The organism is Kitasatospora sp. NPDC059088, assembly GCF_042738155.1.
Lineage (GTDB): Bacteria > Actinomycetota > Actinomycetes > Streptomycetales > Streptomycetaceae > Kitasatospora.
In genome coordinates this window covers 1-10,117 of sequence record NZ_JBHYGR010000106.1, presented here as the reverse complement: position 1 = coordinate 10,117, position 10,117 = coordinate 1, and the positions used below count along the sequence as shown (strand labels likewise).

Sequence of the window (10,117 nt, the reverse complement as noted above, 5' to 3'; positions counted from 1 at the left end):
GGGGCGGCCCCGCGCGGCGGGGGGGGGGGGGGTGCGGGCGGGGGCGGGGCGCCGCGGCCGCCCGCCCCGCCCGGCCCCCACCACCGCGTCCGGCCGGCTCAGGGGGTCCGGCCGACGCGCCTGCGACCGGATCAGCCGGCGGTACGTGCCCGGCGCAGGAGCGCGGCGTGCTCGGCGACGCGCTGCCCGAGGTGGGCACCGGTCAGCAGGTCGGACTTGGGCAGCTCCTCCGGCCCCGCGTCACCCGGGCAGCGCGCCATCACACCGAGCCAGCCGCCGATCCGGTTCAGCTCGTCGTCGCCGTTGCCGGGCAGCAGGTCGAGGTTGACCCAGTGCATGCCGTGCTGGGCCGCGAGCAGCGTGAAGTACTGGAGGGTGTGCAGCTTGTCGCCGCTCAGCGCACCGGAGGTGGTGAAGCCGGCGGCGATCTTGTCCTTCCAGGTCTGGGCGTACCAGCGACCGCTGCTCTCCTGCGCGAAGGCGTGGAACTTCCCGCTGGCGGAGCCCATGTAGGTCGGCGAGCCGAAGATGATCGCGTCGGCCGCGTCCAGCTTCTGCCACGCCTCGTCGCCGAGTTCCTCCAGCGAAATCAATTCCGCCGTCACGCCCGACACACCCGCCGCACCCTCCCGGACCGCCTCGGCCAGCCGCTGGGTGTGCCCGTAACCACTGTGGTACGCAATCGCAACGGAAATCGAGCCGTCAGTCATATCCGCTCCTCCACCATTCACACCTCGGCCCGCCCTTTTCGGCGGCGCCCGGAATAGCCTCGCAGTCCGATGGAGGAGTGGGTACTAGCCTTTGGTCCGGTCCGACCTACCCGAAAGGATTGACGCATTTCCGCCGCAGCCGGCCGTTCGGGGCGAACGGCCGGAACCCGGGCCGGCCGTTCGGCCGTCCCGGGCTCCCGTTTCTCCGACGTCGGCTTCGCGGCCCCGTGCGGGCCCGGCCCGCGGATCGGCCGCTACCCGACGCCGATCCGCCCTGCCGTGTCCTGCCCTGCCGTGTCCCGCCCCGCCGTGTCCCGCCCTGCCGTGTCCCGCCCTGCCGCCGCTGCGCCGCGGTCGGCTAGCCCGCGCGGCGCATCGGCACCGCGCCCACGCCGGGCGCGTCCCGCAGCGGCTCGTTGCGCAGCACCGCGAGGTGCAGCCGCTGGAGCCGCGGTGACGGCTCGACGCCGAGTTCGGCGTCCAGCGTCCGGCGCAGCCGCTGGTAGGCCTCCAGGGCCCGCCAGGCCCCGCCCGAGCGGTAGAGCGCGGTCATGAACTGGGCGCAGAAGCCCTCGTCCATGGGGTGCTGCGCGGTGAGCATCCGGAGCTCGCCGATCAGCTCGGAGTGCCGTCCGAGCTGGAGGTCCGCCTCGATCCGCAGCGCCTGGACCTGGAGGAACGCCTCCTCCAGCCGCAGCGTCTCCATTTCGAGCGAGCGCCCGACCGTCACGTCCGCGAAGGCCGGTCCGCGCCACAGCACGAGCGCCGAGGCCAGTTCGGCCGACGCCGTCCGCGGATCGCTCCGCTCCATCGCGTCGCGGCCCCGGGCCGCCAGCCGGTCGAACTCCCTGAGGTCGCTGCTCTCGACCGGACAGGTGAGCTGGTAGCTGCCGAAGCGGGTGGCCAGCACGTCCTTGGCACTCCCGGCCGCCCGCTCCTCGCCCTCCCCGAGCGCCTGGGCGATCCTGCGGCGCAGCTGGAGGATGTACGTCTGCAGCGTCGTGGCGGCGCTGCGCGGGATGGACTCGTCCCAGATCTCGGCCATGAGCGTCGGGACCTGGACGGCACGATCGGCCCGCAGGGCGAGCAGCGTCAACAGCTGACGCGGCTTCCCCGCACTGGGCAAGATTGATTCACCATTCAACCGAATTACCGTCGGCCCGAGAAAAGCGATTTCCAGCATGTCCCCCCCGTGAGCTGCCAGGTGTCGATTACGCGGCGACTGAACGGCTCGTTGCCCTAAGTCGGTTCAATCACCGCCGCAAGAGGATGCCGAGTCCGCCGACCCCGGCCGTCGGTCATTTTTCGATGATGACCACTGATTGGCATATTAACCGACGCGACGCCAATTCCTAGACCCTCACTCCGGCGCGTCCTTCCCCCGTACCAGCATGCCACTCGAAGCACACATCCCTGCTATATCGCCCGATTCACCGCAATCGAGAAAAAATAGAGGGACGGGTTCCGGATATCGCCACGACTACCCACCGCAATTCCACCCGGCCCGTCGCTCGCCCCGTCGATTCCGCCCCGTCGGCATCAGCCGTGCTGAGGACCCCTCCACACCTCCGGGGCGGGCGCCCCGACCCCCGGATTCCCCACCCCTCCCCGGTCACCGTACGTACACCACCCCGCGGATCCGGCCGAACCCCCCCTCCGATTCGCGCGCTCCGGCGTGACCAACGTCACAAGATCCGGGGGCTCGACAACCGGCCGTCCACGCTCTCTGCGCCGACCCGCCCGAACGTCCGTTCCGGCTGCTCGGGCGCCCCCTCCGCACTCCTTCGCGCCCCTCCCGGACGGGTACGGACGGTATTCGCCGACCGACGGCGAGGGTCGCCGAACTTCCCATTCACATCAGCTGATTGGCCTCGCGTCACGGACCACCGCACACCGGTTCGGGCCGCGCCGCGAGGGTGTTTTCCCGGCATGTTCACATCCGAATGCGCGACCTTTGAACTGATGTCGCGTCAACGTCCGTTTGTCATCGGCCCGCAGTCGCGGCCGCGGCACGGTCACGACACCGCCGCAGCGCGGTCGCACCGCTGGCTGCACACGGTCAGGAATTGCGGCGATCGCGCCGGGGGAATGAAGAAGACCCAGGTCGGATGGCATCCTCCCCGGGTCCGAACGGTGGGCCACCAGGGGCTCGAACCCTGAACCTACGGATTAAAAGTCCGCAGCTCTGCCAATTGAGCTAGTGGCCCGCGGCCCCGCGCCCCGGGGAGTCCCGGGTGGAGAGGGCCACGGTGATCCTACCCGGTGGGCCCCAGGGCTCCGCCAGTGGATTGGGTGGGCGCGCCGGGTGCCGGGGGCGCGTCCCGGGGCGGCGCGTAGTGGGCGGCGCGGACGCGGCGCAGCCAGGCCTCGGCGGGGCGGGGGTCGGGGGCCCCGGGCAGGACGCCGGGGCCGGCGAGCCGGTCCGCGGCCTCGGCGAGCAGCTGTTCGGCGGTGGCGGGGCGGTCGGCGATGCGTTCGCCGAGCTCGCGGACGCGCTCGGGGTCGGGCAGCCGGATCAGGTTCCGGCCGGTGCGGTGCAGCCGGACGGCCTGCTCGACCAGCCGGACGAGGTGCCGGGCGTGCTTGGCGGCCCGCCGACGGGTGGCCGGGTCGGTGGTGTCACGGGTCAGCAGCTTGCGGAACTGCTGGTCCGCGTACCCGAGATAGGCCCGGCGGACGGCGGGGGCACTGAGGAAGGACGACCGGATCCCGACCAGCTCCCGGCCGAGCGGGGTGGCGCTCTCGTACAGGTCCTCGGGCAGCCAGACGAGTTCGGAGGCGGTCGGGTTGCAGGACAGCGCCAGGCGGCACCACTTGGCGGCCTCGTGCAGGGTGACGTCCGGCCCGGTGGTGACGTGCGACTCGGCCGGGCGGTGCAGGCCGTGCAACTCCTCGGTGGGGACGGCGAACAGCCCCAGCCGGTCGACGTCGGAGCCGGCGTGGGCGAAGCCGTAGGCGGTGGAGCCGACGATGCCGGAGAGCAGCACGGTGCCGGGTGTGTCGGTCATGCGTCCTCCTCTCGATCACCGGTTCTGCCGGGTACCGCATCCTCTCCGGAACGGGCCGCGCCGGGCGAGCGATTTCCGGTCCGGGGCCCGCCCGGCCGCCGATACTGGCCCCATGGAGCACGATCCCCGCCCGGAAGCCGTCGGCGTCGAGAAGCTGCGGGCCTGGTGGTCGCACCGGCAGTGGCTGGACCGCCCGCACCCCGGGGCGTCCGCCGCCGAGGTGCTGGCCGCGACCGGCTGGGCCCGCTCGGTCGGCGGCGCGGCCCCGTACCTGGGCCTGTTCGCCCGGGCCGGGCTGGGCCGGGCGGCCGTGGACGCGGCGGTGGCCGACCTGGCGGTGCACGAGCTGCCGTCCGCCCGCGGCTGTACGTACCTGCTGCCGGCCGCCGACTTCACGCTCGGGCTGGCGGTCGGCGCGGCCGCCCCGGAGGGCGAACTGGCGGCCGCGGCGAAGCACCTGGGGGTCGGCCGGGACGAGGTGGAGCAGCTCTGCCTGGCCATCGAGCGGGCGCTCTCCGACGGCGGGCCGCTGGACCCGACCACGATCCGGGAGGCGGTCGGCGACGCCGTCCGGCCGCTCGGCGAGGCGGGCCGCAAACGCGGCCTGGCCACCACCCTGCCGCTCGCCCTCGGACTGCTGCAGTCGCGCGGCCGGATCCGCCGGGTGCCCGTCAACGGCCGCCTGGACCAACAGCGTTACGGCTACGTCGGCTGGGACCAGCCGGTCGCGGGGGACGCCGTGGACCTCGCCCGCCGCTACTTCTCCTGGGCCGGGCCGGCCACCCTCGGGCACTTCCGCTGGTTCTCCGGCTTCTCCGCGGCCACCGCCCGCCGGGCCGTCGCCGAGGCCGGCCCGGTGCCGCTCGCCCCCGGCTCCGAACTGCTGCTGCCGCCCGAACTCGCCGAGGAGTTCGCCGGGTTCGAGCGGCCGGCCGAGCCGCACTACACCCTGCTGGCCGGCATCGACGGCATCCACCTGCTGCACCGCGACCTGTCCCGGCTGCTCGACCCCGCCGACGCCGCCCGCCCGCTGCCCGCCGGCCGGGCCGGGCGCACCTTCGGCGGCGAGGCCGACCCGCAGACCCACCTGGTGCTGGACCGCGGCCGGATCGTCGGCCTGTGGGAGTACGACACCGAGCGGGCCGAGATCGTCCACCAGTCCTTCGTCCCGCCGGACGACGCGCTGCGCGCCGCGGTGGCCCGCACCGAGGCGTACGTCCGGGACGAGTTGGGCGACGCCCGCGGGTTCGGCCTCGACTCGCCGAGGAGCCGCGCGCCCAAGGTCGCCGCGCTGCGGGCGGCCGCCGCGCGGGGGTGGCCGGCCGGGTAGCGTACGGCCCATGTCGACCACCAGCACCGACGGAGTCCTGCTCGTCACCGGCGCCGGCCGCGGCATCGGCGCCGCCACCGCCCTGCTGGCCGCCCGCCGCGGCTACCGGGTGTGCGTCAACTACCGGGCGGACGAGGCCTCGGCCGCCGCCGTGGTGGACGCCGTCCGGGCCGACGGCGGCACCGCGATCGCCGTCCGGGCGGACGTCGGCCGCAGCGCCGAGGTGGAGCGGCTGTTCGCCACCGTGGACGCCGAACTCGGCCCGCTCACCGCGCTGGTGAACAACGCGGGCACACTGGAGCGGCAGTGCCGGCTGGAGGACATCGACGAGGAGCGGCTGAACCGGATCTGGACGGCGAACATCACCGGCCCGTTCCTGTGCGCGGCCCAGGCCGTCCGCCGGATGTCCACCCGGCACGGCGGGCGCGGCGGCGCGATCGTCAACGTCGGCTCGGCCGCCTCCCGGATCGGCTCGCCGAACGAGTACGTCGACTACGCGGCGGCCAAGGGCGCGGTGGACTCGATGACCCGCGGCCTGGCGCTGGAGGTCGCGGCCGAGGGCATCCGGGTCAACTGCGTGCGCCCGGGCCTGATCCACACCGGCATCCACGCGCTCGGCGGCGAACCGGGCCGGGTCGACCGGGTCGCCCCGGGCCTGCCGATGCGGCGCGGCGGGGAGCCGGAGGAGGTCGCCGAGGCGATCCTGTTCCTGCTCTCCCCGGCCGCCTCGTACACCACGGGGGCGTTCCTGGAGGTCTCCGGCGGGCGCTGACGGCCCCGGCCCGGGGGCGGGGATTCGGCGAACGGTCCTCTCCGGTTTCCTTCCCCCCGCTCCGTCCGCGCCCGTACCGTGGGGGCCATGACCGCTGCCTTCATCGACATCCCCGGTGTGCGCAACTTCCGTGACGCGGGCGGGATCGGCGCCCTGCGCCGGGGCGTCCTCTACCGCTCCGGCTCCCTCCACACGCTCACCGAGGAGGGCGCCCGGAAGCTCAAGGAGCTCGGCCTGCGGACGGTGATCGACCTGCGCAGCCCGTTCGAGCTGGAGGTCTGGCCGGACCAGCGGCACGGCCTCGACCACGAGTCCCTCAACCTGCCGACGCTGCCCGCCGACCGCGGCGACCTCACCCGGCCGTGGCCCGAGGACCAGGCCGCGCTCTACACCTTCATGCCCGGGACCGCCGGCCCCTCGCTCGCCGCCGTGATCCGCCGGCTGGCCGCCCCGGAGGCCGTCCCGGTGATCGTGCACTGCGCCGTCGGCAAGGACCGCACCGGCCTCACCGTCGCCGTCCTGCAGTCCCTGCTGGGCGCCTCGGACGCCGACATCACCGCCGACTTCCTGCGCTCCAACGCCGGCCTGGGCCTGGAGGACGGCCCCACCCCGTACGTCGACGAGACCGGCACCGAGCGGGTCTCCCGCCCGGTCGACGCCGCCCTCCTCGCCTCCTCCCTCGCCTGGATCCGCACCCACCACGGCACCGTCCCGGCCTACCTCGCCGCCCACGGCACCACCGAGGCCGAGCTCGCCGCCCTCCGGGCCAACCTCTCGGCCTGAGGGCAGCCCAGGCTCAGGACCCCCGGCCCGGGGTCAGTCCTGGCGTTCGAACCGCCACCACTGGGTCGGGGCGTCGGCGTCCTCCCACTGCTGGACGCCGGCCTCCGTGGCGGTCCGCGGCTTGCCGCTGACGAAGCTGGTGACGGTGTAGGTGCCCGGTGCGTCCACATGGGCCTCCAGCAGCCACTCCTGGGCGCCGAAGGCGTTGGCCGACCACTGCTGGATCGGGACGCCGTCGTCCGGGGAGGCACCGGTGACGTCCAGGCGCTTGCCGCTGCCGGCGTTCTCGATGTGGAAGAGCGCGCCGCCCGGGTGGACGGCGGTGAGCAGCCAGAGCTGGGCGTCGGTGCCGTCGGCCGGGCCGAGGCGGATCCGGGCGCCGCTGCGCCGGGAGGCCTCGGCGACCTCCAGCAGCAGGCCGCTGCCGACGTTGCGGATCCGGTAGCGGCCGTCGGTGACCGCCCGGTCGGCCGTGCTGTCAGGGGCGCTGTCCGTCATGGCCGCAGTCTCGCACCCGCGGCTGACAGCCCGGCGTGATCCGCTTATGCTGCGGCGGATGTCCACCCGGAGCGTTCCGCCGACCCGTCAGCAGCCCACCCTCCTGGCGGCGGTGGCCGGACTGGAGGCGGTGGTCGCGGCCGGCGACGACGAGGGCTTCGGCCCGGCCCTGGGCCTGGTCGGCGCGCTGTTCGGCCCGGCCGACCCGGCCGAGCGGCGGGCGGTAGGCCCCCGGCTGGCCGCCCTGCTGCCGGACGCGCCGCCGTTCCCCCGGGCGCACCTGGCGATGGTGGTGGGCGCCTGCGTGGAGTCCGGTGCCGATCCGGTGGCCTGCGCGGGCCCGGTGCTGGCCGGTCTGCGCGGGGCGCTGACCGGTGCCCAGCGGCTGGTCGAGCACTGGGCGCGGACCGGCGGCGGGCCGCTGCCGGACCAGGAGGCCGACGATCCGGCCGAGGCCCACGCCCGGATCGAGGACCCGGAGCACCTCGACCCCTGGCGCGCCCACCTGGCCGTGGTCGCCTGGTGGACGCTGCACCTGTGGCAGCAGGCCGCCTGGGCGGTGTACGCGCACCCGTCCGTCCGGACCGAGGCCCGCGCCTCGGGCGTCACCGAGGTGCTGCTGGAGCTGTTCGACCGGTACGGCGGCGAGCGCCACGACGTCAGGGGCCTCACCCACCTGGCGCTGGTGCTCGACGACGAACCGCTGCTGGTCCTCGACCGCCCCACCGGCACCGGCTACCTGCTGCGGATGAGCGGCCTGAGCGACACCTTCCAGCTGCACACCCTGCTCGCCGACGTGCTGATCGGCGGCGGCCACCTGCCCGGCGTCCCGCAGGACCCCGAGGTGGTGGCGCTGGCCCGGACGGCGGTCCTGGACGGCCGCCGGCCCACCGCCACCGGCGCCTTCAACCTGGTCGCCCCGGACGGCTCCTGGCTCTGGAACGAGGGCACGCCCAGCGACGTCCCGCTGCTGGACGGCGTACGCACCCTGGTGCTGGAGCCGCTGCCGTACGAGCGCAGCTGGTCGGCCGGGCGCTTCCTCCAGGAGGTCCCGGGCGACCTCCGGCTGGAGCGGGTGCTCGATCCGGCGGAGGCGGCACGGCGGCTGGCCCGCACGGTGCCGGGGGCCTCCCCGGCCGCGGCCTTCGGCTGAGCCGCCCGGCCCCCGGGCCCCCGGCGGGCCGCTCCGTTCACCGGGTTAGGGTCGGAAACCGACGCACGTCCCCTACGAGCCCTACGAGCCCCACGAGTGGAGTCGACGATGGCGAAGGTCCCGAACGCGCTCGCATCCGCCGCGCCCGCCGCACCCGCCGCGGCGGGCGGCCTGGTCGGCGGTTACGGCGTGGCCCGCTGGAGCGGCCGGCGCGAGCTGGGCGGCGCGGTGCTGGCGGCGGCCGGCGCCGGCGCGGCCACGCAGTGGCGCCGCAGCTCGGGCACGGCGACCGCGGCGGCGCTCACTGGCCTGTACGTGGCGGCCTTCGGCGGTTCGCACCCGCTGGCGAAGCGGATCGGCGCCTGGCCGTCCGTGTTCGCCGTCACCGGGGTGGTCGCGGCGGCCTCGACGGCGGCGACGCTGCTCTCCGCGCGCAAGCGCTGAGCCGCACCGCGCGCGGGCGCTGAGCCGCGGGCCGGTTCAGGACGGGACGACCGCCGGGCCGAACCGCGCCTCGAAGGCCGCCCGGTTGGCCGAGACCGGCGAACGGTCCCAGACCGCGAACACCACCCGCTCGAACGCGCCCCCGTACCGGGCCAGCGCGCCCTCGAAGGCCTCGGCGACCTGGGCCGGGTCGTTGCGGAACACCCCGCAGCCCCAGGCGCCGAGCACCAGGGCGCGGACCTCGTGCCGGGCCGCCGCCGCGAGCACCCGGACGGCCCGCTCGGCGAGCACGCCCCGCACGTCCGCACCGGCCGAACGCCGTTCCAGCTGACCGGCGTTGGGGGCGGGCGAGGTCAGGAAGGTGACCGGGTAGGGCCGGGCCAGCAGACCGCCGCCGCCGTCCCGGACCACCGGCACGCCGGGCGAGACGACGACCCGGTGGCTGTACCGCAGGTCCGTCGAGGCCCGGTGCGCCTCGTAGTAGTCCGGCGCCTCCAGCAGGCAGCTGTACAGCAGCGCGCTGCGGCACAGGTCCTCCTCCTGGGCGCGGGCGCCGCGCAGGTACCCGCCGCCGGGGTTGCGCGCGGAGGCGAAGTTCAGCACCCCGACCGGCCCGGCCCCGGCCGCGACCAGCCGCCGGGCCGCCTCGACGCTGCCCTCGGCCGTGACCTCGACCGGCCCGCCCGCGGGGCCCCGCTCCCCGGCCGCCAGCAGTGCCGCCAGCCCCTCCGGGGAGTACGACACCGTGCCGGCCCGGGCCGCCGCCAACTGCTCCCCCACCCGCACGAGTTCGCCCCCGGCCGTCCGGTAGCTCCCCCGTGCGGCGATCTCCTCGTTCACCCGTGCCACTTCGTGCAGTCTGCTGCTCATGTCCGTGACGCTACGGGACTACCCCCAGCGCGCGCCACAGGTTATTCTCACTTCCAGAACAACACCTCGGGGGGCGAGCAGTAGCGAGGTGTGGGGGGTATCGGGGGATACCGGGGGAACACGAAGGGCCCGCTCCGGGGGACGGAGCGGGCCCTTCGTGTGTGGTTCAGTCAGCCGGCCGGCGGTCGATCACCGACCGGGCCGCAGGACCTCGTCCGAGGTCAGTTCTTCCAGCGCGGCTTGCGGTCGTCACGGTTGAAGCCGCCGCCGTTGAAGCCGCCCGAGCGCTCGCGGTCGCCGAAGCCACCGGAACGGCCACCACGGTCGTCACGGTTGAAGCCACCGCGGTCGGCCTGCGGACGGCCACCGGCGCGGTGGTCGTCACGGCGCGCGAACGGACGGCTGTTGCTGCCGCCGCGCTCGTCGCGGTCCCGGCCGAAGGACGGGCGGTCGCCGAAGGAGCGGGCCGGACGGTCGCCGAAGCCACCGGAGCGGCCGCCGCGGTCGTCACGGTCACGGTTGAAGCCACCGGAACGCTCGCGGTCACCG

The 10,117-nt window shown here is 75.0% G+C and carries 10 protein-coding genes, 1 tRNA gene and 1 pseudogene; 5 read left to right on the top strand and 7 right to left on the bottom strand.

What is annotated here, in order from left to right; genetic code table 11:
* Positions 1 to 131: 131 nt before the first annotated feature.
* From ACFWXO_RS33890 to ACFWXO_RS33875, 4 genes are all read right to left on the bottom strand, one after another.
* A complete protein-coding gene (locus ACFWXO_RS33890; protein WP_375895178.1) occupies positions 132 to 710 on the bottom strand; it encodes a flavodoxin family protein in 579 nt (192 codons plus the stop codon).
* A gap of 358 nt (positions 711 to 1,068) precedes the next feature.
* Entirely contained in the window at positions 1,069 to 1,836 is a 768-nt protein-coding gene (locus ACFWXO_RS33885; RefSeq protein WP_375895176.1) for a BTAD domain-containing putative transcriptional regulator, read from the bottom strand.
* A gap of 1,008 nt (positions 1,837 to 2,844) precedes the next feature.
* Positions 2,845 to 2,917 (bottom strand) — tRNA-Lys (locus tag ACFWXO_RS33880).
* Between the two features lie 48 nt (positions 2,918 to 2,965).
* Complete coding sequence (locus ACFWXO_RS33875; RefSeq protein ID WP_380528783.1) at positions 2,966 to 3,718, bottom strand: DNA polymerase beta superfamily protein; 753 nt, start codon at positions 3,716 to 3,718, stop codon at positions 2,966 to 2,968.
* A 112-nt stretch (positions 3,719 to 3,830) separates the two neighbouring features.
* On the opposite strand from ACFWXO_RS33875, the gene ACFWXO_RS33870 reads away from it, so the two are divergent.
* From ACFWXO_RS33870 to ACFWXO_RS33860, 3 genes are all read left to right on the top strand, one after another.
* Positions 3,831 to 5,048 carry a DNA glycosylase AlkZ-like family protein gene (locus tag ACFWXO_RS33870; protein WP_375895171.1) on the top strand — a complete coding sequence of 406 codons (1,218 nt, stop codon included), beginning with the start codon at positions 3,831 to 3,833 and terminating at the stop codon, positions 5,046 to 5,048.
* Positions 5,049 to 5,058: 10 nt separating this feature from the next.
* A complete protein-coding gene (locus ACFWXO_RS33865; RefSeq protein WP_380528781.1) occupies positions 5,059 to 5,820 on the top strand; it encodes an SDR family oxidoreductase in 762 nt (253 codons plus the stop codon).
* Positions 5,821 to 5,907: 87 nt separating this feature from the next.
* Entirely contained in the window at positions 5,908 to 6,603 is a 696-nt protein-coding gene (locus ACFWXO_RS33860) for a tyrosine-protein phosphatase (RefSeq protein ID WP_380528779.1), read from the top strand.
* A 33-nt stretch (positions 6,604 to 6,636) separates the two neighbouring features.
* On the opposite strand, the gene ACFWXO_RS33855 is transcribed toward ACFWXO_RS33860, so the two are convergent.
* Positions 6,637 to 7,101 carry an RICIN domain-containing protein gene (locus ACFWXO_RS33855; RefSeq protein ID WP_380528777.1) on the bottom strand — a complete coding sequence of 155 codons (465 nt, stop codon included), beginning with the start codon at positions 7,099 to 7,101 and terminating at the stop codon, positions 6,637 to 6,639.
* A 58-nt stretch (positions 7,102 to 7,159) separates the two neighbouring features.
* On the opposite strand from ACFWXO_RS33855, the gene ACFWXO_RS33850 reads away from it, so the two are divergent.
* Together ACFWXO_RS33850 and ACFWXO_RS33845 are read left to right on the top strand one after the other, a co-directional pair.
* Entirely contained in the window at positions 7,160 to 8,254 is a 1,095-nt protein-coding gene (locus ACFWXO_RS33850) for a hypothetical protein (RefSeq protein ID WP_380528775.1), read from the top strand.
* A gap of 108 nt (positions 8,255 to 8,362) precedes the next feature.
* Complete coding sequence (locus ACFWXO_RS33845) at positions 8,363 to 8,698, top strand: hypothetical protein (protein ID WP_380528773.1); 336 nt, start codon at positions 8,363 to 8,365, stop codon at positions 8,696 to 8,698.
* Between the two features lie 36 nt (positions 8,699 to 8,734).
* Here ACFWXO_RS33845 and ACFWXO_RS33840 read toward each other — a convergent pair whose 3' ends face one another.
* Positions 8,735 to 9,568 (bottom strand): TIGR02452 family protein, encoded by an 834-nt coding sequence (locus ACFWXO_RS33840; RefSeq protein WP_380528771.1) that lies wholly within the window; start codon positions 9,566 to 9,568, stop codon positions 8,735 to 8,737.
* 221 nt (positions 9,569 to 9,789) lie between these two features.
* Positions 9,790 to 10,117: pseudogene (locus tag ACFWXO_RS33835) on the bottom strand (RNA helicase); the annotation flags it as partial.